This window comes from Caballeronia sp. SBC1 (assembly GCF_011493005.1).
Lineage (GTDB): Bacteria > Pseudomonadota > Gammaproteobacteria > Burkholderiales > Burkholderiaceae > Caballeronia.
Genome location: NZ_CP049157.1, coordinates 355,712 through 380,072, shown reverse-complemented (window position 1 = coordinate 380,072; position 24,361 = coordinate 355,712). Strand labels below are relative to the sequence as shown.

The following is a 24,361-nucleotide window of genomic DNA, read 5'->3' as shown; positions in this document are numbered from 1 at the left end:
CCTGCCGTCGACCGGCGAATCTCTCGTCGAAGCGATGTTAACGCCGGCCGCTTCGGCCCCATACATAGCGCACCCAACGTTGCCACCTGCTCTTCGGTGGAGCGACGGCGTTGCGCGTTGCCTGCGCTTCGCGGTCGCGCTCGACGCTCTTCTGAACCTGTTCATGGATCTGGCGCAACGTCAGGCCGCCGGGGCCCTTCAGTTTGTCGGGATCGGGATTGTCTGTCATGGAAATGGCTAGTTCCTGGCTTGTTACGAATGAGTCAGATTAATCTTGATACAGATGGACAGTCGCGGCAAGCACGTCGGAAGCACGCCGCAGGCGATTTACCGGCCGCAACGCAACGGGACAGGCGCGCAGTCAGAACCGGTAAGCAGCGAAAAACATAGCGAACGCAGATGCGCTCAACCGATGAGCGCGAGGCTTTGACTAGTCCGTCTTCGAATCTGCAGCACTGGCACAATCGGGGAAACCTTCGATCCACTTGGAATCCTCATGCCAGACGCTGTCCCGTCTTCGCCGCCTTCGAAGCCTTCGGTGGCTATCGGCCCCCTGTTTGCGCTGTTTCCCTTCCTGCGCCCCTATGCTGGGCGATGGGCGCTGGCGTTCCTGGCACTGGTGACGTCCGCAGGGGCCACACTGGCGTTGCCGGTGGCGTTCAAATACCTGATCGACCGTGGCTTCGCCGGGGGCGACAGGGCACACATCGATCGCTATTTTCTCGCGCTCTTCTTTGTTTCGCTGGTACTGGCCGGCGCCACGGCGCTGCGCTTCTACCTCGTATCGTGGCTAGGCGAGCGGGTCACGGCTGACCTGCGGCGTGCGGTCTATGACCACGTGCTCAGGATGAGTCCCCAGTTCTTCGAGACTACGCAGACCGGCGAGGTGCTGTCGCGGCTTACCGCCGACACCACGTTGATCCAGACCGTGGTGGGCACCAGCCTGTCGTTGGGATTGCGCAACTTCTTCCTGCTGACCGGCGGCGTGACGATGCTGGCGGTGACCAGCCCGGTCCTGTCGGCGTACATTATCGCCACGCTGGTTGTGGTGGTCGCGCCGATCGTTATCTTCGGCCGGCGCGTGCGCCGGCTTTCGCGCGCGAGCCAGGACAAGGTAGCGAATGCCAGCGCGGTGGCGGGCGAGGTGCTGAATGCCATGCCGACCGTGCAGTCGTACACGCAGGAGCCCTTCGAGGCGCGGCGGTTTGGCGGCGCAGTAGAGCTGGCCTTTGAAACAGCGCTCACGCGCATTCGGGCGCGCGCCTGGTTGACCGCCGTGGTGATCGTGCTTGTGTTCACTGCCATCGTGTTCGTGCTTTGGCTCGGGGCACAGGCAGTGCTCGCCGGGCGGATGACGGCCGGCCAATTGTCCCAGTTCATCCTCTACGCGGTGTTCACGGCCGGCGCGGTGGGAGCCGTCGCCGAGGTGTGGGGCGATCTGCAGCGGGCCGCTGGCGCGACCGAGCGGCTGCTGCAGTTGCTGTCGGCGCGCTCGCCGGTGGTGGAAGCCGAGACAACCGTGCCGCTGCCGACGCGCGGGGAGGGCATCCGCTTCGATAACGTCAGCTTTTCGTATCCGTCCCGCCCTGGTATCGCGGCGCTCTCAGGCCTCTCACTCGACGTCCGCGCGGGCGAGCATGTCGCGCTGGTGGGACCGTCCGGCGCCGGCAAAACCACGTTGTTCCAACTGCTGCTGCGTTTTTATGATCCACAGGCAGGCAGCATTCTGATCAACGGGGTGCCCACGCAGCAAGTGCCGCTCGTCGAGTTGCGCAGGGAAATAGGGGTAGTGCTGCAGGAGTCAGTGATCTTTTCTGGCAGTGTGCTCGACAACATCCGCTACGGCGCGCCCGAAGCCACACTCGCGCAAGTGCAGCAAGCTGCCGACATGGCGGCTGCGGCTGGCTTTATCGAAGAGCTGCCGCAAGGTTACGACACGTTTCTGGGCGAGCGCGGTGTGCGACTCTCTGGCGGACAGCGCCAGCGCATTGCGATTGCCCGTGCGATCCTGAAGAATCCGCCCATCCTGCTGCTCGACGAGGCCACCAGCGCACTCGATGCAGCAAGCGAACGGCTGGTGCAAAAGGCACTGGACAACGCCGCGCAGAACCGCACCACGCTGGTCATCGCGCACCGCCTGGCTACGGTGCAGCAAGCCGATCGCATTGTCGTGATGGAACAAGGCCGCATTGTTGCGCAAGGGCGGCACGCCGAGCTGCTTCTGAGCTCGCCGCTTTATGCGCAGCTTGCTGCCCTCCAGTTCGGCGAGCAACAAGGGCAGGCGGGACAGACGGGGCAGAGTCGCGCTGTGTTCGATCGTGTCGATTCTGCGTGAAGAGCGCGGTACCGTTCAGCCCGCAGAACGCCCAGCCAATGTGGTACCCGCCGCTTCAGCGGGAGGGCCTGCAGGGCCAGTCCGGTCGCCCATCAAGCTTTCGATTTGCTTTGCGACCAGTTGCGCCATGCGGGATGCATCGGCGTCAACGGTCGATTTCTTGTCCCCCACCGCCTTTTTCGCGGCGTCTACTGCCAGCGAGCCGGTCACCACGCCCGGGATCGCGCCGGGCTTTTTGCCGCTCTTCGAATCCAGATCAAACGTCAGTACGACCATTGAGTGGCCCGCTCTCACCGACGACACGTTAACGTGGGTCTTGAGGTCGCTCGCTCCGCTGCCGAAGCCGATCATCACCCGCTCGCTCTTGCTGCCTTCGTCGATCGCAGTGAACTCGCCGTCTACCACCAGGCTCGACACGCCGCCTTCAGCTTTTTCACCGGAGGCTCTTTCTGCCGCTATGTGGTCCTTCTCAAGCTGATCGGTCAGCGCCTTGCAAAACGCGGCTTGAACGTGCTGAGCCAGAACTTGGGGCGTCGAGTCTTCGTCGTTCCCGTGACGCAGCAGCCTGTGCCTGCGCAAACTCCCGGCAATAGAGTGATCCAGCGTGATGTCGTCGGTGCGAACGGTGAAGTCGTGAATCACGACCCGGTCAGGCTTCGGAACGATCTGTCCCTGGCTATTCGGTTCGACTGATTCCACCTTGGCGCTGCCGGTTAAAAAGTTTCCGACGCTGCTCTGGGCATGTGCCCATTGAATCTGCATCACTGTCACGAGCAGAGCCGCGATGACTTTCGGGTTCATCAACATTCCTTCGGGGATCAGCTCGCCGGACGGCCGTGCGAGCCCCGACAACCCGGTTTGGAGTCGCGGAAACAAGCCTGTTAGCTGGTGTGACGCACATGGTGGCGGCTCGACTCTTCAGCTGCCATCCATTTGCGACGAAGCGGCAAGACGTGTCGTGAAACGACGCCGATCCGGCGCAGCATGAAAAAACATGGAACAACATGGAACAGTAAGCACGGTCGGCGGGACCGGATCGGACCGGATCGCCCTGGCTACCGGTTCACAGCGGCACCCTTTGCCGACATACAGTCAGCACCAGTTGCCGGAGCCAACGATGAACAGGGTCGACCTCCAGACGGGGATGCCACATCTGAGAAACCGTAATTTTTTCGGTCGTGACAGGCAGCTCGAAAGCGTAGGTGGTTCTGGATCCAGCCGATTTTTTTGGGTCAGCTTGATTGCTCAGAAACGACGCCGGCACGAGCGCTATCAAATCGGAGGCTCGAGCCACGGTCAGCGCGGCGTGAAAGCTCGGGACCATGGCGACGATCGTGCGTTCTAACCCTAAAGCAGCCAACGCTTGATCCACCGGCCCGCTTGCGCGCCCGTGGCGCGAAGCGACAACGTGGCCGAAGGCGGCGTACCGTTCAGCTGTCACCTCGCGTTCCAATTCGAGTGGATGGCCCTTTCTGACAACGCCGAGAAAGTGATCCCGGAACAGCGCCTGCACGCGGACTTCCGGGCCCATTTCGCCTAAGACGCCAATCTCAAGGTCGACCGAACCTTCTCGTAAATGGGCTGCCGTCTTTTCAGGTTTGGGCGCGAAGCGCAAACGCACGAGCGGTGCGATTGCCGTCACTGCGGCGATAAGCGGAGCGCCAAAGGCTTCCACAAAGCCGTCGTTGGCTCGAATCGTAAAGGTTCGCTGCAACGTGGGGAAATCCGGTTCGGTCGTAGAGGGCCGAAGTACGGCACGTGCCTCATGAACCACATGTTGAGTGCGTTCACGAAGTGCCTCCGCGTGAGGAGTCAATACCATACGGCGCCCCGCGCGAACCAATAGCGGGTCGCCGATCGCCTCGCGCAAACGGGTCAACGTTCGACTCATTGCCGAGGCACTCAATCCCAACCGACGCGCAGCGCCGGTCACGCTGCCATCGGCAAGCAATACGTCAAGTGCAATGAGCAAATTCAGATCGGGTTCGGTCATGCCGGATCGTAGCAGGAAGCGCTCAGGCATGGCGTTTGGTGCAGCTTATAAGTCCAAATCTTGCGTCTTCCGCCATGTGCGCATCGATATATTTTCTGGACACTTCTCGGCAAGCGCGAGGTTCGTCACTGCCACGAAAATTATCAGCGGACAATTTCAACCTTGTCCCTTGATCCGATTCCGATGCGCCGCTTGCTTCGCCCTGTTACCGCAAGCCGACATGCTGCACCAGCGCCGCGCATGCCCCCGGGTGTGATCGGCGAACATCAACGTGCAGGTCGGACCCTCGCACGCCTTCACGTGCGTGAAGTCCTCCTCGCAAACAAGCTTCGCCAGGATTTCCCCAATCGGCAGAAGCAGTGACTCCGGTGAACTCCATCGCCGCGAGCGTTCAAACGTGAGCGCACCCGTAGCCGCATGTTCGTGAGCGACGATCTTCCCAAACGCTTCATCACGCGCTAGCAGCAGGTTCAGAGGCTCCAGCGCTTGCAGATCCGCAGACTCAAGCGGACGGCCTTTGCGCTCACGAACGAACACCCTGAACCACTCGCGCAGACTGCGCGCCTGTTCCGCCAGGCGATCGAACTCGCCGGGCATTGCGCGCTTGCGCATCGTGCGCAGCACTTCCGCCGGTACCAGTTGCGATTGCTCGAGCCAAGCCAGCAGACCCTCGCCATCGTCGATCCAGTCGATCGGAACATTGACGGGCGTGGCCACCGAATTCAAAAAATCCAGGCCAGCCGAATCGGCAATGAACATCGCGGGAATTTGCTGGGGCATTGCCTACCTCTCAGTGGAAAAATAACCTTCTCAAAGACTATTGACAGGTTATCACATCCTGTAATAACCTTCTCAAACGCATTAATGAGGTTACTGAAATTGATGGCCGACTCGCTGTAATAGAGTTTGCCTTCGCGTGAATTTCCCCTGAAGAAAGGAGACGAAAATGGTCGAAAGCGATGTAAAGGTAGTGCTCGTACCTGGAGCCTGGGCCGATGGTTCAAGCTGGAGCAAAGTGGTGACCGGACTCCATGAAAATGGGGTTGGAGCGGTTACGGTTCCTGTCCCGTTGACGACTTTGGACGACGATGTTGCAGCACTTGATCGAACCCTCGAGCGGATTGACGGGCCCGTCGTGCTGGTGGGACACGCGTACGCTGGCGCGGTGATTGGCGCCGCACGCAGTCCCCGGATCAAGGCGCTGGTCTACATCGCCGCGCTTAGCCCCGACGAGGGAGAAACGGTAGCCGATGTGTTCCATCGAAACGAGCCGCACCCTACAGCGCCCAAGCTCGCTCCTGATAAACACGGCTTGATCTGGTTGCCCCAGGAGGCGTTTGCCGCGGCCTTTGCCCAAAACGCATCGGCGCAAGAAGTGGCGGTATTGGCAGCAGTTCAGCGCCCGATTTCGCCGGCTTGTATCAGCGTTCCAGTAGGACGGCCGCTTTGGAAGGAGGTGCCGAGCTGGTATCTGCTGGCGGAGCAGGATCAAATGATTCCGGCTGAGACCCAGCGCTTCATGGCTGATCGCATGAAGGCGCGGGTGAGCGCGCACCCGGTCGACCACACGCCGAGTGTCACGGCGCCGGGTTTCGTTGTTGATCTGATTCTTCAGGCCGTGCGTGAAGTTCGTGAAGTTCGCGAAGTTCTTTAAGCGCGCGTTTGATAGATCGAGAGTTTCGTCGTCTCGCCAGGTTAAACGAGAGTTCAGCCCCACGGGCTTGGGGCTTGTGTCCTTGCGCTGTTGGCTTATCGCTAAGGCCTTCTGGCGTAACTGTAGGCATCAACGAGGAGAATCACCATGACTGGTATCACGTACCGTACCGCGGATGTCGACGGCTTCAATATCTTCTATCGTGAAGCAGGGTCCGCAGGTGCGCCCAAGCTGCTGTTGCTCCACGGCTTCCCTAGTTCCAGCCATATGTTCCGGGACCTGATCCCGCTGTTGGCCGATCGCTTCCATATCATTGCGCCGGATCTACCCGGATTCGGCCGCTCGGATATGCCACCACGCGAGCAGTTCAAGTACAACTTCGAGAACATCGCCGGCGTCATTGATCGCTTTACCGAAGTGGTCGGATTCGACCGTTTCGCAGTCTATGTTTTCGACTATGGGGCGCCGACTGGCTTGCGGATTGCAGTCAGGCATCCTGAGCGAATTACGGCGATCATTTCCCAGAACGGCAACGCCTACGAGGAAGGCCTGAGCGACGGGTGGAACCCCATCCGTGCGTATTGGCAGGAGTCGTCAGAGAAGAATCGGCAGGCGCTTCGCGGCTTCCTGGCACCGGAGGCGACACGCTGGCAGTACACCCATGGCGTGCCCGACGAAGCTGCGGTCTCGCCGGACGGTATCGCGCTGGACAACTTCTATCTGGCGCGCCCCGGAGCCGATGAGGTCCAACTGGACTTGTTTGGTGATTACAAGAGTAACGTTGCGCTCTATCCAGCGTTCCAGGAGTACTTCCGCAATCACAAGCCGCGCTTGCTGGCGGTGTGGGGGAAGCACGACCCGTTCTTCCTTCCGCCAGGCGCAGAGGCGTTCAAGAGGGACATTCCCGGCGCCGATATCCGCTTCTACGATACAGGCCACTTCGCTCTGGAAACGCACGTCAGGGAGATTGCTGCGGCGATCGGCGAATTCCTCTCTCGATGACCGAGCTTGCGCGACAGGTTGGGTCATGCCTGCTGTTGGTGCCGGAGATAGTGACCGCACAATCCAAAGGGTGCGCAGTGCGTGTGATCGTCATCGAGAAGTTCGGCGCTCCCGAAGAGGATCAGCCTGCAAGGACCTTGCAACTAATGAAAGTGCATCGAGTCATGAAGGTCACTCCGGCGAACGAAAAAATGGTGATCGTTCACGACTGAACGCTGGCGCGTTCATAAACTTAGGAGACTTGATATGTCAAACGCAGTCGCTGTTGTTACAGGAGCCAGCCAAGGCATCGGCTTTTCCACGGCAGTACGTCTCGCTCGGGATTTTGACTCGATCGTGCTGGTTGCACGCAATCGGGCCAAGCTCGAGGAGACGGCCGCAGCGGTCAAGGAGAGCGGTGCGGAACCCCTTGTCATTGACCTGGATCTGTCTGACCGGTCGTCGGCTAAGAAGGTAGTAGAACGAACACTCGCCAAGTTTGGGCGCATCGACGCGTTGCTCAATATCGCGGGCGCTGTTCCTCAAATCGACCTGTTCGACATGACCGACGAGCAGTGGGACGCCGGCATGGCGTTGAAGTTGCACGGCGCTCGTCGCCTGACCATTGAAGCGTGGTCTGCTTTGAAGGCGTCCAAAGGTTCTGTCGTCTTGATCTCGGGAAATTCCGCACTCTTTCCGAAAGCACCGTACGCGGCGGTCGGGACGATCAACGCGGCGATCATTGCGCTCGCGAAGGCGTTTTCCGACCGAGGGATCACTGACGGCGTTCAAGTGAACAGTGTGTTGCCTGGACCCGTGATGACCGGGCGTCGGCGCTCTTATCTCGAGCACTGGGCGCCGCTGCACAACATGACTGTCGAGGAGGCAACCGACCGATTCCCGCTTGAAGTGGGGATTACACGCTACGGCGAACCTGAAGACATCGCAGAACTGATGGCATTCCTGGTTTCACCGGGGGCTCGATGGATGACAGGCTCCGCTATTCGAATGGACGGAGGCGAGGTCAAGTCGATCTGAACAGGTGAGTGAATCAGCTTGCACTCAGGCGATCGCGGACTGGTTGGCTCGTATCTAACGGAAATTTTGAATGGCACTCTCCGCATACTGGAACGCACGGGTTTGAAGCGCAGGTTGACTGGCTTATTCCTTTGGTGGCGTGGATTTCCCGCTGCGTCGACGGGGCTTTGGCTCGACACCCACGCGCGGATCGCGTGCGAGCACGAGCGCCGTCATTCTTTTCGCTATGGTTTCGAACGCCGGATCGTCTTGCGGTACATAAAGCCATTTACCAAGCACCGGATGCGGCTGCAGCGCGGGCATTTCATCAATGAGAGCAGCGTGGCGCTCTTGCGATGTGCACACCAGCAAGCCGCTCCACGGCGGGTCGCGATCGGCGGCAACCAGACACAGCAGCCCGTCGATATAAGCAGCGTCGCTACCGAACATCCGCTTGGTGATGTAGGTTGAATCGCTCTCGAATGCTTCGAAGATCCAGACGAGCGAGTTGCGGATTGAAGAGGGCATTGGCGTGATCAATCCTCTACCGGGCGGCGATACAAGCCGTCGAAATCGTACTCGTCAAACACCATCTCGACAGCGTCGGAAAATGGCGGTTGGTGTTCGGGCGACGGATAGCCGTCTTCTATTTTCACCGCGACAATCGTACGTGTGCCGACATCGGTGCAACGCCAAAGCCCTGATTCGGTGTAGAACTCCGTACCAATTCGAAAATCGGAATGAGCGAACGTCTCGTTGCTCTCATTGTTGTCGGTTTCACTCATTGTTTTAAGCCAGTAGTCTTCAGTGCTGGAGACCTCGATCATAGGTCATCTACAGAAGGCGACGCGCAGAGGTCCTCAACCTTAGATTGATCTATCTCACGAAACGAACACGTTAGCTGCGACCGGCCCTGGTCATTCGCCCACTGCGACATTCACGCCGTGGTGAGCGCGAAAGCTGAATATGGGCGGTTTTTATCGGCCGGGGTCGACCTCATTGCCGTGATATTGGTGGAGCGGAAGTCGATGATCGGCGGTTGTCAACGTAGTTGTCGCGTCACTTCAAGCAAACTGCTTTAGTTCTTCCGGCTGCATACGCTCCGGATTGAGCCAGACTTCATCCTTCAATTCCCAATTGCGCGTCGATCGGGACCAACGCTGTGGATTGCGCTGCCTGGCCTCTGCATAAACGGCTTCACGTTGCGCGAGCACTGCGGCGGCTACGCCGTTGTGGCGCTGCGCCGGCGTGACGAATTTCAGGCCGCTGTGTTTGTGCTCCTGGTTGTACCAACGCACGAACTTCTGCGTCCAGGCACGGGCCTCATCCACGCTGCCGAACGGCCTGCGTGGATAGTCGGGCCGGTACTTGCAGGTGCGGAACAGCGACTCTGCGTACGGGTTGTCATTACTCACACGCGGGCGGCTAAACGAGGCCGCAACCCCCAAGTTCTCCAGAGTGGCAAGCATCGTCGCACCCTTCATCGGGCTGCCGTTATCCGAGTGCAGCACCAGAGGACGTCCTGCCAGGCCCTCGGCCAGACTGGCACGCCGCATCAGCAACGCGGCCAGTTCCGCCGATTCGGCTTCATGCACTTCGTGAGCAACAATCTTGCGGCTGAACACGTCCAGCATCATGTACCAGTAGTAGTACTGTCCTTTGACCGCCGCCTGCAGCCACGTGATGTCCCACGACCAGACCTGATTCGGCGCTGTCGCACAATGACTGGTCACCACCCGGGTCGAAGGCTTGCGCGCACGACCCCGGTGATGCTGCTGCGAGGCGCTGCGCAGCACGCGGTAAAAGCTCGATTCCGACGCGACATACACGCCGCGATCCGCCAGGCTTGGCACGATCTGGCTGGGCGGCAAGCTGGCAAACTCCGCACTATTGGCTACCTCAAGAATCTGTTGCCGTTCGGCCTCACTCAGCTGGTTACCCGGCGGCGGCCGTTCGGTCGTGGTACGGCCATCGGCGTGCACCGCGTCACCGTCACCCACCCAGCGCTGGAACGTGCGCAGGCTCAGGCCCAGCTCGTCGCAAGCCTTCTCCAGCCGGCAGCCTGACTGCGCCGCCTCGCGTATCAACGATACACATAACAGGCGATCCGGGACGTTGATTAATCGTCCTCTTTGTCTCCCCAGATCGCCTGGGCTTTTTTTCTCAGAATCAGCAGCGCAGCCGCTTCCGCCAGCGCCTTCTCCTTGCGCTGCAATTCCTTCTCGAGCTGCTGGATCCGCTTCTTGTCGTCCTTCGACTGATGGCGCTGCTCGCGTGCCTGCTCCGTGGCATTCGCATTGGCCGAACGGCAAGCGGCTCGCCAGGCGGATATCTGTTCTGGATAAAGACCCTTTCGACGACAATACTCGGCCAGCTCCGCTGCATTGAGCGGCGCGGTTTCCAGCACTACTGCAAACTTGTCCTCCGAAGACCATGCTTCGGGATTCTTCCCATCGCCCGGCACGGCCAACCCTTGTCCTTTCGCCTGTCGGCGCCACGTGTACAACGTCTGTTCGGTAATCCCCGTTTCTCTGGCCAGCGCCGAAACCAGCGCGTTTTCCGGTGGCATCATGCGCCGCACCAGCGCTTCTTTTCTTTCTGCTGAGTAGGTTTTCATTCACCCTGATTTTACCGCCCCCGGACCATGTCTATAAGAATCAGATAGCACGACAACTATTCTGACGCCGGGGGTGAGCAACGCGCGGGGTATCAGGTACCCATGGGCGGGCAGGCGCTAACTCGCGCCTGTCCGCATAGACCGGTATTCGCGCCGCACAATGTCCATCAACTCGGCAACTGACGTGCTGGCGGCTTCCCGCTCGTAAGTTACGCGGCCACGCTGCATGAGCATGACGCGATCCGCAATATCGAGCGTCTGCGCGTAGTTGTGCATGATCATGACAATCGACAGTCCCTGCTTTTCTTTCAGCCGCAGGACCAGGTCGATGATCAATCCCGCTTCGCGCGCACCCATTGCCGCAAGCGGTTCGTCGAGCAGCAGGATCCTCGCATTCGAATTGACGGCGCGTGCAACGGCAATCGCTTGCCGCTGCCCGCCCGAAAGCTGCTCGACCGGCAGATCAACCGACGGCACATGCACGCCGATCTCTTCCAGGCATTCCTCCGCGCGGTTACGCATGGCGCGGTTATTCAACAGACGAAACGGGCCGCGCCGGACGATCTCGCGATTTAGAAACATGTTGTGATAAATGCTGAGCGAATTCGCTAGCGCCAGATCCTGATAGACGCATTCAATGCCAAGCGACCGGGCATGATCGACGGAGCGGAGCAGTGTTTCCTCGCCACCTATAAATAGCTTGCCACTCGTCTGCTGATGGAAGCCGGTAAGGATCTTGATCAACGTCGATTTGCCCGCGCCATTGTCGCCGAGCACCCCAAGGATCTCGCCTTGCCTGAGCGTCAGCGACACACCGTCGAGTGCGGTCACCGCGCCAAAACGTTTGACGATATCTTCGCCCTGCAACGCGGCCGTCCCCGTTGTTCTTGCCGGCGCAGTCGCTGATGCGTCGCTCATTAGCGGTCTCCCTTGCGAGCAAGACGGACGACGTGGATGTTGAAGATCATGGCCGCCAGGATTGCCGCGCCGAGAATCATGTTGAACGTGAAGGCGTTGATGCCGATAAGCGTAAACCCGTCGTTGAGGATCCCAAGCACAGCAGCGCCAATCAGCCCTCCAATGATGGTGCCCGAGCCGCCGGCGAGCGGCGTGCCGCCGATCACGGCCGCAGCGACGGCGAGGAACATGATCTGGTTGCCGCCGGCCTGAGGATCGATGGACGTTATCCGGAAGCCTTCCAGAATGCCGGTGAAACCGGCAAGCAGCGCGGCAATCACAAAGTTGCCGAGTTTCAGGCGCTTGACCTGAATCCCCGCTTCGCTGGCGCCTAGCTGATTCGCGCCGGCCGCGATGGTATGCAAGCCCCATCGCGTATGGCGAAGCAACACATGCATGACCGCGGCGATCGCGATCGTCCAGATGATTTCGCTGTAGCCCCACTCGCCCATGAACGCCGAAAAACGCGTGCCCTCCGGGGGCGACACCGGCGTGCCTCGTGAGAGGGTCAGCGTCAAGCCATTCACGAAGAACAGCGTGCCGAGCGTCGTGACGAAGGAGGGGATGCGCAGGTACACCGTCACCGCGCCGTTGATCACGCCGACCACGCCTGCCGCCAGCACGCCGGCCAGCAGGGCGAGCCACACGGGCGCGCCTGCCTCGCTGGCGAAGTGCATGATGAACGGTGCGAACGCGAAGACCATGCCGGCAGAAAGATCGATCTCTCCGCCAATCATGAGCATGATTTCGCCGCAGGCAATGATCGCCACAGGCGCGATGAACTGCGAGAGGTTCTCCAGACTCGCGCTGGTCAGCAGGAAGTCATGGTTGGCCGTCTCGAAGTAGGCGCTAAGGATCAGCGCGACCGCAAGGATGCGGATCTCGCTGGATCGCTTCAGCGCGCCCGGCCACAACCTTGGGCGCCGGCTTGCCCGGCTGGCATCCGTCACGGGAGTGGTCACGCCTTGATCGCACCCGTGCGCGGCACGATCTGAGGTTTCGTACTCTTGCCTTCATACCGCGTCTCGGTGTTCAGGTACGGGTCGACGGTGCCCTTGGTGACGAACTTCAGCCCTGTGTTGATATTGGCCGGTCCGACAAGTCCGCCCGAGGACAGGAAAACGAAGGCTTCGAGCACGGTATAAAAACCTTGCACGTAAGGTTGCTGATCGATCGTGAAGTCGAGGAAACCGTCATGGATCAGCTCGACTGTGCGCGGCAACAAATCGAAGCCGCCGCCGTGCACGCCCTTGGAGGGCAGGTTGGACTCCTTCATGACCTGGGCGACGCCTTGCGTGCTGCCTGCGTCGACGGCGAACATGCCTTTCAAATCCTGGTGCCCCAGGTAAAACGACTTGATCTTCGAGAGTTCTTCGTTGACGGTCGCTCCGGTCGCAATGGTTTGCGTGTCGATTTTCTTGCCGGATTTCTTGATCGCATCGATTGCGCCGTCAAGGCGCGGCTGGATGTTGAGCTGGCCGGGTGTCGCGATGAAAAGTGCGACGAGGCCGCTATCCACCAGGCTCGCGATGCGCTCGCCCATCTGGTAGCCCGACAGATACAGATCCTGGCCGATATACGCGAGGCGCGGATTACCGCTGCCGCTGGGAGCATCGGCGTTATAGGCGAACACGGGGATGCCTGCGTCGAGCGCTTTTTGGATCGGCGTATTAAATGCCTTGGGGTCCACTATAGGCACCGCGATGGCGTCGGCTTTCGCGGCAATGGCCGCGTTGACCGCATTGACCATCTCGCCCACGTCGGCATTGGCCGAGCCGGTCCATTGGTAATCGAAACCTAGTAACGCAGACGCATCCTGAATGCCGTATTGCGTGGGGACAAAGAACGGGTTGGTTGTGACGTGATTGACGAATACGATCTTCCAGCGTTTGTGCTGCGGAAACGGGCTGGCATCCGCGGCTTGCGCCGGTGTGATTACGCCGCCGAGCAGCGCCAGCGCCGCAGTCAGGCCAGCGCCTTGCAGCAAACCGCGACGCACGCTTTGAACTTCACCCAGGTCTTCCCGATCTTGCGCCATGTCCATTCTCCCGTGTCGGTGTTTTTGAACAACTCATTTCACATGTTGGCGCGGGCCGGAAAAGCGCCGGTGCCGGGCGTCGCTACACTCCGTGAAACTGGCATGCACAAGCGCACGCACGGTCGAATGACGACGTATCGACATGCTAGAACAGGCACTTGACCAATTAATCAATGTATACCCTTAACTAGTCGGACTATTTTGATCGACGGACTAAATGGCTATTGTCGGGAACTAGGGTTTTGCGGCGGCCAAGGTCAGCCACAGATATAAGAGGTTCGCTAGAGAGTTCAATATTTGGGAACATCGCGCTACTCCCGCAGGTAGTCAATGATCTATTCAGCTTACGATCGTGCTTTCGAATTCATTGCAAATTCGAGCCGGGTTGCGTCATTCCAGGCGCTTGCGAAGTTGCCGGTATATGTAGTACTCCATATGTAGATGAGAGCTTGTTTTCGTCATCAGGTTCGGCTTGCGAAGGCACGCTCGCGTAGAATATGACCGCGATGCCGCGAGGAAACACACCGTTCCCCGTTCACCGCAAGGCGCGGAAATGGATTTTCCTGATGGTCATCGATATATTTATTTGAATACAACGAAGTCGGAGAGATTGAGTGAGCAATACCACGCAACAAGCGGTCGGAGAGAAATTCGTCCTCGAATCCATGCATTACGCGCGCGACAAAACGTGGGAAGTCGTCGAACAAGTGGCGGCTTGCATTCAGCCTGGAATGCTCGAGTCGGAAGCAGTGAGCGAGTGCAAGCGGGTTCTGCAGGAACTAGAGATGGAGCGAATCTGGCATCCCATCCTGATCCGGTTTGGAGAAAACACCTTGCGGACGTTCAAGCAACGTTCCGAAGAAGATCCGCGGCTAAAAGACGATGACATTTTTTTCGTCGATCTCGGCGTGGTCTGGAAAGGACATGAAGGCGATGCGGGCGCGACGTTCGTGGTCGGTGCGGACGCGGAGATGAAAGCGTGCGCGGATGCCGCAAAGACCGTCTTCGATGAGGTCGAACATCATTGGCGAACGACGGGAGCCGGCGGCAAGGCGCTGTATGACTACGCGGCGGAGCGTGCGTTGGCGCTGGGGTGGAAACTGAACCTCGACATCAAAGGGCATCGCGTGAGCGATTTCCCGCACGCAATCTACAAGGCGGGGAACCTGGGGAATTTCGAGCCGCATCCTGAGGCCGGACTCTGGATCCTGGAGATTCAGCTCGCTCATCCTACAAGGCCGTTCGGCTCGTTTTACGAGGACCTGCTTGCCTCAGTCGTGTCGGCGAAGAAAAGCTAAAAAAGGACGCAATGTTCATTCGGCAACTCGAGTATCTCGTCACGTTGGCACGCGAAAAACATTTCGCGCGGGCAGCAGAAGCCTGTCACGTCTCCCAGCCCGCGCTGTCATCGGCCATCCGTACGCTTGAGGCCGAACTAGGGCTGGTCATTGTCGAGTGGACGCGGCGCTTCGTAGGTTTCACGGAGAACGGTGAGCGTGCGCTTGGCTGGGCGAGGCAAGCGCTCGCGTCGCTGCAAAACATGCGGCAGGACGCGTCCGCTGCGCAGATCAGGCTGATCGGGACGCTTCGTATAGGCGCAATTGGTTCGCCGGTCCAGGGGTATGGCAAATGGCACTGGCCGTTGGGCTCGCCATTGGCTTGATGCAGCTTGCGCGTTGCCGTACATCCTCCTGCGGGCGCTGATCCGCTGGTGATCATGCTAAGCGGTAACGCTTTTATAGAATTCCTTTTTATTCCTGTCATTAGCGGATTTTTCTTGCTGCTGATTATCGCAGTCCTATTCAATAACGTCGTGCGCGGCCGGCGATGGCATGAAAGATGGACGTGAGGACGTGAGATCGTGACATGCTTATCCGGTATCGGCAACGCTTTGTGGCTACAGGATAACCATATTCACGCTTACGCTTATTGTTCGAACCTGTTCCCCTGGTTGCGCAATATTCGAATCGAGCTGTCCAGGTGCGCGCGGGCGCTTTCTGCATCGCCCAAGCGCATTTGTTCATACGTGCGCTGTGCGACCTCGTGCGGCACGGGTTTAAGCGGCTGGTTGCTGCTCATGGCCTTAAGCTGGACCTCTGCCGCACGCTCCAGATAATAGAGATCGTCCCAAGCCTCCGCTATGCTCGCCCCGGCCACCATCACGCCGTGGTTCTTCAGGAACAGGATGTCAGCGTCGCCCATGGCGTCACCAATGCGATCTCCCTCCGACTCACCCAGTGCCAGGCCGTTGTAATCCTCGTCGACGGCAGTGCGGCCATAGAATTTCAACGCCGTTTGCCCAAGCCACAAAAGTGGCGGCCCTTCGATCAGGCACAACGCGGTCGCGTTCGGCATATGCGTATGGAAAGCAGCTTTTACGCGCGGTTTTGACCGATGCAACCGCGCGTGGATATAAAACGCAGTGGCTTCCGGCTGGCCTTCACCAGCGATCACATGCCCCTCGAAGTCGCAAACGAGCAAGCGCGATGCGGTGATCTCGCTAAACGCATAGCCATACGGATTGACAAGAAACAGATCATCTTGCCCCGGCACGACGGCTGAAAAATGATTGCAAACGCCTTCCTCGTAACCTCGTTGTGCCGCGAGCTGGAAACACGCGGCAAGTTCGATGCGTGCCTGCATGACAGCGTCGGAATCAAGACGTGGGGTATGCGAGGTGTGCGAGCGAGCAGGGGCGCTGTCGACTGAAAGCGAGTGAGCCATGACGATTGATTACCTTGAAAATTTACCAGCCTGATCTATTGAAAAGCCCGGGCACCTGGTCGAGCGTCGCAAGCGTTGCGTCGGGTGTGTAATCCGGCAGCGCCGTGCGGCCCGTACCACGATCGATCCACACGCAACGAAAGCCGACTTCGCGCGCAGCCGCATGATCGAGGTGCGGGCTGGCGCAAATATGAACGACATCGTCCCTGGTTACGCCCAGCGTTGCAAAAGCATAATCGAATATTTTACGCGATGGTTTGTAAGCCCCGGCCTGCTGCGCCGTGACGACTCGATCGATCAACCCGCCAAGCTGCGCGACATTGCCGGCGATGATCTCGTCATCCGTATTCGACACAATACACAAACGATAACCCGCTTCCTTAAGCCGCTGCAAAGCAGCGGTCACTTCGGGAAACGGCGGCATGGCGGAGATGCTGTCGGTTAGCACGCGGGCGTCATTTGCGTCGCTTTGCAAGCCTAGTTCATTGAGTGCGAGCCGCAATGCATCCGCGGTCACGCTGCGAAACGACCGATGTGGCGAGGTTTGCTCAAGCGCGTGTTCATGCCGATCGTAAATGCCGATGAAGCGGGCTGGATTAACCGCCTCTGTTTGCTTGGCGGACAGTATCTTGCGGACTGCGGCTTGCAGTCCCTCATCCCACTGGATCAGGGTGCCATAGCAGTCGAAGGTAAGCCATTGCGGCCGGCGGGTGTGCTCAAGCGCGTTAAGAGCCATGATTTGTTCGCCTGGTTGTTAGGTAGATAAGTGATTGAGTTGAGGCAATGCTGCAAGCGTAGAAGGATTGATCGATATTTGGAAATTAAATTAAACTCTGTAGATCAGTCGAAATTCAAATAACGCGGCGGTCGACCATGCTAGATCTCGAGTTGTTGAACACCTTGGTTTGCGTTGTCGATGAAGGCAGCTTTACGCGCGCCGGCGAACGCGTCCACCGGACCCAGTCAACGGTGAGCCAGCAGATCCGCAAGCTTGAGGCAGCAGTAGGCCGCACGTTGCTGCTGCGCGACCGGACGGGCAATCACGTGAGCGCTACCGAGCACGGCGAGTTGCTCGCGCACTATGCGCGGCGGCTGCTTGCGTTGTCGAGGGAGGCGCAGGATGCGTTGACCAGCGACGTCGCGCTTGAGCCGGTACGCATTGGCGTACCCGAGGATTTCGACGCGCGCCGCATGTCGGCCATGCTGTCGGGTTTTGTGAAGATGAAACCCGGCGTGCGGCTTGAAACGGTAAGCGGCATGAGTGTCGATCTTCAGCGTAAGCTGGCGGCCGGCGAGGTCGAGATCGCGTTGCTCAAGCGCGAGCCGGGCAGCGGCGAGTGCCTTGCATCCTGGCCCGAATCGCTTGTCTGGGTGAAGGGTGAGGGCGTTGAGGGCGAAGGCATTGAGCTGACGGACGAACCGATCCCGCTAGCGTTGTTTCCGCAAGGTTGCGTGTACAGGCAACGTGCGATCCGAGGCCTGGACAAAGTGCGCCGGCGCTGGCGGGTTGCGTTCGGGAGTCATAGCTTGACCGGCATCCAGGCGGCTGTTTCATCGGGGCTTGGAGTGTCGGTCTTGCCTACGACCGCCGTGCTTCCTGAGCATCGTATCTGTACAGGTCTGCCGGACTTGCCTCCAACCGAGCTAGCGTTGGTGAGCGCGGGCGGCGCACTCAGTGCGGCCCAGCAGGCATTGATCGATTTTCTGCGTGCAGAGATCAAGGCTTAGCACGCGCTACCGCGATGTCTTAGTGGGGGACTTCTGACTCCGCCTCCAGTTCGGCCGCCGCGGTAGCGTACGCAACGCAGCGTTTTGCCAGAATATCCGTCGGATCGACTAGCGTGATCGTTCGTCCGCTAGCGCTTAGCCATTGAGCGCGCGGAAGCAGCAATGGCAATTCCGTACAGCCAAGGATCACGACTTCGACCCCTTGCTCGACCAAGCCTTCCAGCGCCGCTCGGATGTCGTCCATGCACTGTCCGTTCACGAAGCCGGCCTTCACTCCCTCCTTGCCGTAGATCGCATTCATCACGCTTGCCTGCAATGCAGGACTCGGCAAGACCTGCCGTAATCCTTGCGCTTCAAGCGCTTGCCGATACACCCCGCTTGCTACCGTCCCCGATGTAGCTAGCAGCCCGACCTCGCTAAGCGACGGAAACGAATCGCGAAGCATCTCGACCGTCACGGTCAGCATATTGACGATCGGGATGCCGAGATACGGCTGGATCCGCTGCACAAACGCGTGCGCCGTGTTGCATGGAATCGCGATGATATCGGCGTCGCCGCTCTCGAGTTTCTTGCACGTGGCGTACAACGAGATGGTGGGGTCCGGGCCATCGCCGATCAGGTTGTTGGTGCGATCGGGGATCTGCGGATTCTGCTCGACCAGCAGCTTGATATGATCCTGATCCCGCTTCGCCGGTGTGTTGCTGACTATCTTCTGCATGAAGTCCACTGTCGCCGCAGGGCCAACGCCGCCGACCACGCCGACCTTGAACAGCTTGGCCGGCGACTCGTACTGGCCCGACACAATGTACTGCGCATACGCAAGATTCGAGTCGATCAGAGGGACGCCGAACGTGGCTGGTTTAGCGCCAAGCTCATCTGCAACGAGCGCGATCTCGGTCATGCCCGGCACGATGATCTCGGCACCTTGCGCAATGAGATCGTCGCAAGCGGCTTTCAGCAGCGCAACCGGCTGACCCAGCAGATGGCCGGACTTGATGCCATTTTCCCCATACACCGCACGCGTGACCAGGTCCGTGGTTCCATCGATACGCGGATGAATGACGTCGAATTCGGGCGCCGAAAAATAGCGCTCGAAGAGACCGTTGCGCCGGGTGTAGTCCGATGCCAGCACGCCAATGCGACGCACGGAAGGGAATTTGCGCCGCACATGGTGTCGCACTGCCTCGATCATGTCCACGATCTGCAGGGACGAATTGGCCTTCAACTCGTCCATGAAAGTGTGGCTCAGGAAGCAGGGCAGCACGACCGTCTCTATGCCGCGTTTCTCGAATGCACGAATGAGATCGAAGATGTAGAGCTTGCGTTCCACCGTCGCGGCGCTGGTGGCGCCGGCGCCGCGAAACGGATGCTGCTCGAAGACAACATCGAAGTGATCCGCGTCGCCGGTTGCGGGCGTCGACTTCACGAGTTTGAAAAACATGTCGGCGCTGGCGAGCGGGCCAAGTCCACCAATGACGCCAAAAGATCGGCGTCCCTGCAAATGCTTCTCTCTCATTTTGCTTCGCCTTGCAGCTGATCAAAGGTCACGGCTTCCGTGCGCGTGACACGAGCCGTCTCCCACTTCGCAATCACGGCCGTTGCAATGCTGTTGCCGATCACGTTGGTCGCGGTCCGGCCCATGTCAAGTATCTGGTCGATCGCGAGGATCAGCACGACGCCGGACGGAGGCAGATGGAACATCGGCGCAACGGCGGCAACGACCACGACAGAGCCTCGCGCCACTCCGGCCATGCCCTTGCTGCTGATCATGAGCACGAGCAGCATCAGGATCTGCGTGCCTACGGGCATATCGATACCAAAAGCCTGCGCAATGAAGATGGCGGCGAATGCCTGATACATCATTGAGCCATCCAGATTGAATGCATACCCCAGCGGCAGCGTAAAGCCAACCACCTTCTTGTCCACGCCGAACTCTTCCAGCTTCTCCGTCAGGCGCGGATACGCTGCTTCGCTGCTCGCGGTTGAAAACGCCAGCATGGCGGGCTCGCGTACTGCTCTGAGCAACGACCAGATGGCGTTGCCAAGAAACGCGTACCCGGCGCCGATCAGGATCACCCACAGCAGCGCAAGTCCCACATAGAAGCTGCCGATCAGCTTGCCGTATGTCATCAGCACATCGAGACCATGTAACGTCACAGCCGATGCAATTGCGCCGAATACACCCACGGGTGCAAGGCGCATGACGTAGTCGGTGAGCTTGAGCATGGCGGGAACGAGGGCGTCGATCGCTTGCACGAGTGGCGTCACCCTTGGGTCCGACTTGATCGCACCCAACACAACGCCGAAGAGCACGGAGAACACCAGTATTTGAAGGATGTCGTTGCGCGCCATTGCGTCGAGAATGCTCGTCGGAAATGCGTGCGTGACAAAGTCCTTGAAGTTCAGCCCCGCGGTATTCAGGCCCGTGCTCACGTCGGTACTGGTCTGGACCATATGCAGGCTCGCACCCGGTTGCAGGAGGTTGGCGAGACAGAGACCAAGGGCGAGTGACATGAGGGAGGCGCAGACGAACCAGCCGACTGATCGAATGCCAATGCGGCGCACGTCGCTCGTTCCGTCCATGCCCGCAAGGCCCGACACCAGCGTGGCGAATACCAGCGGCGCAATGATCATCTTGATGAGCCTCAGGAAGATATCGGTGATGATGGAGAAGTAGCCGGCGACTTCTTTTGCTGCGTTCGAATCCGCGGCGCTCCGGTGACAGACGTAGCCGATCACGACGCCAAGCACCATGCCGATGACTATATAAAGCGTTAACCGGTTTTTCATTTCAATTCTTCCAGAGGTGTCTCGCACGAAGATGAGCGTGGGCCGCTGTGCGATGGGTTTGACGAAAAGTGCCTTGGCTTAGGGGCGTTTTCTGTCTCTGGACGGATAGTAGAAGCGAACAAAAAAACCGCGATGCGGGTTCAGCATGTCGTTATGCGAGCGTCGCATAACAAGGGTAAACGCTAAGTCAATAAAACTCAGGCGGATGAGCGCAGGTATCGCCACAGAGTGTCAATGAACTCGTTTTTATTCGATGCGTCGCGGTACACACGCAACTCGACTTCGAGATTCCATTCCTTGCCGCCAGCCGGGACGAGTTCACCATTTTTCAGCTCGGTTTGTATGGAGCTTTTCGGCAGCCACGCAATGCCTTCACCCTCCAGTACCATCTTCTTGAGCACTTCCGCCATATCCGATTCGTAGTGCGGACGCAGCGCCGGTTGCGTCTTGGCGCGGCGCAGCAGCAAGGCCAGGCAGCGGCCAAAATAGCTGGTCTCGGTGTACGAGATAAGCGGCAAAGGGCGGCTGACGGTGCCGGGCAAGCGCAGAGAAGGCCCCGACTTTTGATTCGGTTTGCAGACAGGCATGAATGTGTCGATGCCAACCGTCAGGTACTCATAGCGCGTGGGATCGAGATGAAGCGGCAGGTCGGGGTGGTGATACGCAAACATCAATTCGCAATTGCCGTTCACCAGCATCAGGATGGAATCATGGACGTTGGTGGGAATCACGCGCGCCCTGACATCGCGAAATTGTGCGGTAAGCGCGTTGAGCCAAGCCGGAAGAAAACTGAGCGCAATGGTGTGGCCCGCTGCAATTTGCAGCCCGATGCCGGGCATTCGCTGTTCCGTACGAATGATGGCCCGGGTGTCGAACAGGCGATTGAGAATGTCGTCGGCAGCTTCCCTGAAGAGACGCCCGGCGGGTGTCAGTGTGGGCGGATAACTGCTGCGGTCGATCAGGTCGGCTCCCACCCATTGTTCGAGCGCCTGAATACGCCGGCTGAAACCGGACTGAGTGACATTGCGAACCTCAGCAGCACGCGAAAAACTTTGGTACTGGGCAAGAGCAACAAAGTCCTCGATCCATTTAATCTCCATACCACTCCCTTCCGGCTTCTCAAGGAGAAGCTATTGTGTGCATGTCGGGTGAGTCAACTGGCCATGTAACGAATGGCAAGGTTTTGCTTGAGCGAAATTAGGCGAGTTGATCCAAGTTATGCCCTCAGGCAAGACCGCTCAGGCAACGTCACTTGCGCTCGTGTATGTGCTCGACCAGATAATCGATCAAGACCCGCACCTTGGGCGGCAGAAATCGATTCGGCGGATAGAGCAGCCACACTGAGCCTACATAGGCGCGCGCTTCGAGATCCCAGTCGGCGAGCACTTGTACAAGTTCGCCACTCTCTAACGCACCGGTGGCGGTGAATTCCGGCAGGTTCGCAATGCCGAAATCCTGCTGCGCCGCTTCGAGTCGCGCACCGGCATGATTCGCTATATATCGCCCGCTAACCTCCACGGTCTGCGTCTCAGTGCCTCGTCGAAAACGCCAGCGGTTGTCGTCGGTGGTTTCGCCCAGATAGAGGCAGTCGTGTTGCGCGAGATCGCACGGGTGTGTGGGCGTGCCGCGCGCACGCAGATACGCTGGCGACGCGCACAGCACCCAGCGTACCGAACCGAGCCGGCGTCCCGCCAGACCGGGCGGTGGTCGATCCGTTAGCCGGATCACGAGATCGAGATCGTTCACTAGCGGATCGACCTCATGATCCGCGTATAGCAACTGGAGATCGACCTCCTCGTAAGTGCGCAAAAAGCCCGGCACGAGCGGATGAATCACCGTTTTCGCAAACGCCGTTGGCGCGCTCACGCTGACTTTTCCCTGCGGCCGGCCGGCCAGTGAACCGGCTGCATCTACGGCGCTCGACGCCGCGCTCACCATGTCGCGGCAGAATCGAACGACCTGTTCGCCCGATTCGGTCACCTTCACTTTGCGAGTTGATCGCTCGAGCAGACGCGTGGCCAGCGCTTCCTCAAGACGCTTGATCTGGCGGCTGACCGTCGACGGCGTGCTGCCGAGCTGGCGCGCCGCCACCGAAAAGTTGCCGGCATCGACGACACGAGCGAATACGGCCATGTCGGGCAGCAAAGCAAAAAATTCTGTTGGATTCATCGGACCGTCGCGAGTGGGGCGCAGGATTAATGCATCTGCGACATAAAGGCTTTGCGCACCGACCCGATTATCGTCGCAAGTGCAACGCTCGACAATACGGACTCATCTCCGGAGGTCCGACTATGTCCAAGCAAAACCGCCTGCTCTTACTGTCCGACCTGATGCTGCTCGTGGTCGCGGTGGTCTGGGGCACCAGTTATGGAATCGTCAAGAGCGCGCTTGTGTTTTATCCAGTGCTGGGCCTGCTGACGCTGCGATTCGGCATGACGTTTGTCATGTTGTCGCCCGCGTTGCGGAGTTTGCGTCACGCCGACGCGCGCACGTTGCGCGGCGTATTTATCGCAGGCTTGCTGCTGCTGGGTATTTTCCTGAGCGAAACGTTTGGCGTGCTGCTGACGCGTGCCGCCAATGCGGCGTTCCTGATCAGCCTGTGCGTGGTGCTGACGCCGCTGGTCGAGTGGATGCTGCTCAAGCGCCGACCCGGGCGGATCGAGTGGGCAGCAGTCGCGCTCTCGCTGTTAGGTGCATGGCTGCTTGCCGGTGACGGCGCGGTCGCCTTCAATCCAGGCGATGCGCTGATCCTGCTGGCTGCCTTACTGCGCGCGCTGAATGTCTGCGTGACGAAACGCGTGTTGCGTGACTCGGTGCTGCCGCCTTTGTCAGTGACAGCCGTGCAGTCGGGCGTGGTCGCGTTTGGCAGTGCCGCCGTGGCGCTCGTGTTTGCGCCGCAGCAGTGGCAGCACGTGCCGTCATTCGCGGGGCACGAGCCGTTTTGGGGCAGCGTGTTTTATCTGGTTTTTGCGTGCACGCTGTTCGCGTTCTTCGCGCAGAACTATGCGATCAAGCGCAGCAGTCCAACCCGCGTTGCGCTGCTGATGGGCAGCGAACCCGCGTTCGGCGCGTTGTTCGCCTGGTTTTGGCTGGGCGAGAAAATATCGCTTATTGCATGGGTTGGCGGCGGGTTGATTGTCGTGGCGTCCATGCTGGCGACGGTGCGCTGGCGCAAGGCGATACCCGTTAGCGTCCCTCGCGCTTCAGAGGTTCTGCCCTGACGCAGACGTGATCTCGGCAGTCTTCAGATTGGCGTTTTCTATCGCCGCTCTTGCCCCGGCTTTCAACTGCGTGACCGCTTCAATCAACGCGCGCCGGAACACCTCGTTCGAAGCGAGTTCGGGACTAAATACATCGCGACAACCGAGCAGTGCGTCGGGAGGACCTGCAGCACGCCTGACCGCCTTGTTCAGCGAAAACGTTATCCGTTCCTGCACACGCATACAGCCGCTGCGCTGTATGCGTGTGCAACGCGGCGCCAAGACTAATACGGCTGAGGTCCATCTTGTAGCCGAGTTCCCATTCTC

Annotated in this window: 26 protein-coding genes and 1 pseudogene; 10 read left to right on the top strand and 17 right to left on the bottom strand. The window is 59.3% G+C overall.

The window, feature by feature from the left end; genetic code table 11:
• Positions 1-37: 37 nt before the first annotated feature.
• Positions 38-229: a hypothetical protein gene (locus SBC1_RS19635; RefSeq protein WP_165098599.1), complete on the bottom strand. Its 192-nt coding sequence runs from the start codon at positions 227-229 to the stop codon at positions 38-40.
• A 267-nt stretch (positions 230-496) separates the two neighbouring features.
• Here SBC1_RS19635 and SBC1_RS19630 point away from each other — a divergent pair, with 267 nt between their 5' ends.
• The gene (locus SBC1_RS19630) at positions 497-2,335 is read left to right on the top strand and encodes an ABC transporter transmembrane domain-containing protein (RefSeq protein ID WP_165098614.1); all 1,839 of its coding nucleotides are present in this window, start codon (positions 497-499) and stop codon (positions 2,333-2,335) included.
• Positions 2,336-2,350: 15 nt separating this feature from the next.
• Here the strand turns inward: SBC1_RS19630 and SBC1_RS19625 are convergent, their stop codons facing one another.
• The 3 genes from SBC1_RS19625 to SBC1_RS19615 all read right to left on the bottom strand — a co-directional run bounded on the left by SBC1_RS19625 (position 2,351) and on the right by SBC1_RS19615 (position 5,108).
• Positions 2,351-3,136 carry a DUF4410 domain-containing protein gene (locus tag SBC1_RS19625; protein WP_165098620.1) on the bottom strand — a complete coding sequence of 262 codons (786 nt, stop codon included), beginning with the start codon at positions 3,134-3,136 and terminating at the stop codon, positions 2,351-2,353.
• Between the two features lie 262 nt (positions 3,137-3,398).
• Positions 3,399-4,328 carry a LysR family transcriptional regulator gene (locus SBC1_RS19620; RefSeq protein WP_165098623.1) on the bottom strand — a complete coding sequence of 310 codons (930 nt, stop codon included), beginning with the start codon at positions 4,326-4,328 and terminating at the stop codon, positions 3,399-3,401.
• A 156-nt stretch (positions 4,329-4,484) separates the two neighbouring features.
• Positions 4,485-5,108 (bottom strand): ABATE domain-containing protein, encoded by a 624-nt coding sequence (locus SBC1_RS19615; protein WP_165098626.1) that lies wholly within the window; start codon positions 5,106-5,108, stop codon positions 4,485-4,487.
• 166 nt (positions 5,109-5,274) lie between these two features.
• On the opposite strand from SBC1_RS19615, the gene SBC1_RS19610 reads away from it, so the two are divergent.
• From SBC1_RS19610 to SBC1_RS19595, 4 genes are all read left to right on the top strand, one after another.
• Positions 5,275-5,982 (top strand): alpha/beta fold hydrolase, encoded by a 708-nt coding sequence (locus SBC1_RS19610; RefSeq protein WP_165098629.1) that lies wholly within the window; start codon positions 5,275-5,277, stop codon positions 5,980-5,982.
• A 147-nt stretch (positions 5,983-6,129) separates the two neighbouring features.
• Complete coding sequence (locus tag SBC1_RS19605; protein WP_165098633.1) at positions 6,130-6,984, top strand: alpha/beta fold hydrolase; 855 nt, start codon at positions 6,130-6,132, stop codon at positions 6,982-6,984.
• A complete protein-coding gene (locus tag SBC1_RS19600) occupies positions 6,981-7,196 on the top strand; it encodes a hypothetical protein (protein ID WP_165098637.1) in 216 nt (71 codons plus the stop codon). Before SBC1_RS19605 ends, SBC1_RS19600 begins: the two co-directional genes overlap by 4 nt.
• 34 nt (positions 7,197-7,230) lie before the next feature.
• Complete coding sequence (locus tag SBC1_RS19595; protein WP_165098641.1) at positions 7,231-8,001, top strand: SDR family oxidoreductase; 771 nt, start codon at positions 7,231-7,233, stop codon at positions 7,999-8,001.
• Between the two features lie 123 nt (positions 8,002-8,124).
• On the opposite strand, the gene SBC1_RS19590 is transcribed toward SBC1_RS19595, so the two are convergent.
• The 6 genes from SBC1_RS19590 to SBC1_RS19565 all read right to left on the bottom strand — a co-directional run bounded on the left by SBC1_RS19590 (position 8,125) and on the right by SBC1_RS19565 (position 13,592).
• Positions 8,125-8,508: a hypothetical protein gene (locus SBC1_RS19590; protein WP_165098645.1), complete on the bottom strand. Its 384-nt coding sequence runs from the start codon at positions 8,506-8,508 to the stop codon at positions 8,125-8,127.
• A gap of 8 nt (positions 8,509-8,516) precedes the next feature.
• Positions 8,517-8,807, bottom strand: coding sequence for a hypothetical protein (locus SBC1_RS19585; protein WP_241202156.1), 291 nt, complete (start codon positions 8,805-8,807; stop codon positions 8,517-8,519).
• Between the two features lie 237 nt (positions 8,808-9,044).
• A protein-coding gene (locus SBC1_RS19580) for an IS3 family transposase (RefSeq protein ID WP_241202151.1) occupies positions 9,045-10,597 on the bottom strand; the annotation gives its coding sequence in 2 pieces (ribosomal slippage) (positions 9,045-10,135 and positions 10,135-10,597; 1,554 coding nt in all).
• Positions 10,598-10,714: 117 nt separating this feature from the next.
• The gene (locus SBC1_RS19575; protein WP_165098654.1) at positions 10,715-11,515 is read right to left on the bottom strand and encodes an ATP-binding cassette domain-containing protein; all 801 of its coding nucleotides are present in this window, start codon (positions 11,513-11,515) and stop codon (positions 10,715-10,717) included.
• A complete protein-coding gene (locus SBC1_RS19570) occupies positions 11,515-12,516 on the bottom strand; it encodes an ABC transporter permease (protein WP_165098661.1) in 1,002 nt (333 codons plus the stop codon). The genes SBC1_RS19575 and SBC1_RS19570 overlap by 1 nt, the downstream gene beginning before the upstream one ends.
• Positions 12,513-13,592, bottom strand: coding sequence for a sugar ABC transporter substrate-binding protein (locus tag SBC1_RS19565; protein ID WP_165098664.1), 1,080 nt, complete (start codon positions 13,590-13,592; stop codon positions 12,513-12,515). Before SBC1_RS19565 ends, SBC1_RS19570 begins: the two co-directional genes overlap by 4 nt.
• Positions 13,593-14,206: 614 nt before the next feature.
• Between SBC1_RS19565 and SBC1_RS19560 the strand changes: the two genes are divergently transcribed.
• The 3 genes and pseudogenes from SBC1_RS19560 to SBC1_RS40620 all read left to right on the top strand — a co-directional run bounded on the left by SBC1_RS19560 (position 14,207) and on the right by SBC1_RS40620 (position 15,441).
• Positions 14,207-14,890 (top strand): M24 family metallopeptidase, encoded by a 684-nt coding sequence (locus tag SBC1_RS19560; protein WP_165988979.1) that lies wholly within the window; start codon positions 14,207-14,209, stop codon positions 14,888-14,890.
• Between the two features lie 11 nt (positions 14,891-14,901).
• Positions 14,902-15,195, top strand: a pseudogene (locus SBC1_RS19555) (LysR family transcriptional regulator); the annotation flags it as partial.
• Positions 15,196-15,309: 114 nt separating this feature from the next.
• Entirely contained in the window at positions 15,310-15,441 is a 132-nt protein-coding gene (locus tag SBC1_RS40620) for a hypothetical protein (RefSeq protein WP_371826761.1), read from the top strand.
• Positions 15,442-15,518: 77 nt separating this feature from the next.
• Here SBC1_RS40620 and SBC1_RS19545 read toward each other — a convergent pair whose 3' ends face one another.
• Together SBC1_RS19545 and SBC1_RS19540 are read right to left on the bottom strand one after the other, a co-directional pair.
• On the bottom strand, positions 15,519-16,316 hold the full coding sequence (locus tag SBC1_RS19545; protein WP_165988977.1) for an aldolase: 798 nt from the start codon (positions 16,314-16,316) through the stop codon (positions 15,519-15,521).
• 22 nt (positions 16,317-16,338) lie between these two features.
• A complete protein-coding gene (locus SBC1_RS19540) occupies positions 16,339-17,052 on the bottom strand; it encodes a haloacid dehalogenase type II (protein ID WP_165098696.1) in 714 nt (237 codons plus the stop codon).
• A 137-nt stretch (positions 17,053-17,189) separates the two neighbouring features.
• Here SBC1_RS19540 and SBC1_RS19535 point away from each other — a divergent pair, with 137 nt between their 5' ends.
• Positions 17,190-18,044, top strand: coding sequence for a LysR family transcriptional regulator (locus tag SBC1_RS19535; protein WP_165098700.1), 855 nt, complete (start codon positions 17,190-17,192; stop codon positions 18,042-18,044).
• A gap of 19 nt (positions 18,045-18,063) precedes the next feature.
• On the opposite strand, the gene SBC1_RS19530 is transcribed toward SBC1_RS19535, so the two are convergent.
• From SBC1_RS19530 to SBC1_RS19515, 4 genes are all read right to left on the bottom strand, one after another.
• The gene (locus SBC1_RS19530) at positions 18,064-19,560 is read right to left on the bottom strand and encodes an aspartate/glutamate racemase family protein (RefSeq protein WP_165098703.1); all 1,497 of its coding nucleotides are present in this window, start codon (positions 19,558-19,560) and stop codon (positions 18,064-18,066) included.
• On the bottom strand, positions 19,557-20,834 hold the full coding sequence (locus tag SBC1_RS19525; protein ID WP_165098710.1) for a dicarboxylate/amino acid:cation symporter: 1,278 nt from the start codon (positions 20,832-20,834) through the stop codon (positions 19,557-19,559). The genes SBC1_RS19530 and SBC1_RS19525 overlap by 4 nt, the downstream gene beginning before the upstream one ends.
• A 197-nt stretch (positions 20,835-21,031) precedes the next feature.
• Positions 21,032-21,934: a LysR substrate-binding domain-containing protein gene (locus SBC1_RS19520; RefSeq protein WP_165098716.1), complete on the bottom strand. Its 903-nt coding sequence runs from the start codon at positions 21,932-21,934 to the stop codon at positions 21,032-21,034.
• 148 nt (positions 21,935-22,082) lie between these two features.
• Positions 22,083-23,003 (bottom strand): LysR family transcriptional regulator, encoded by a 921-nt coding sequence (locus SBC1_RS19515; protein ID WP_165098719.1) that lies wholly within the window; start codon positions 23,001-23,003, stop codon positions 22,083-22,085.
• Between the two features lie 122 nt (positions 23,004-23,125).
• On the opposite strand from SBC1_RS19515, the gene SBC1_RS19510 reads away from it, so the two are divergent.
• Positions 23,126-24,055 (top strand): DMT family transporter, encoded by a 930-nt coding sequence (locus tag SBC1_RS19510; RefSeq protein WP_165098724.1) that lies wholly within the window; start codon positions 23,126-23,128, stop codon positions 24,053-24,055.
• On the opposite strand, the gene SBC1_RS19505 is transcribed toward SBC1_RS19510, so the two are convergent.
• Positions 24,038-24,277 (bottom strand): hypothetical protein, encoded by a 240-nt coding sequence (locus SBC1_RS19505; RefSeq protein ID WP_165098731.1) that lies wholly within the window; start codon positions 24,275-24,277, stop codon positions 24,038-24,040. The genes SBC1_RS19510 and SBC1_RS19505 overlap by 18 nt on opposite strands.
• Positions 24,278-24,361 lie beyond the last annotated feature (84 nt).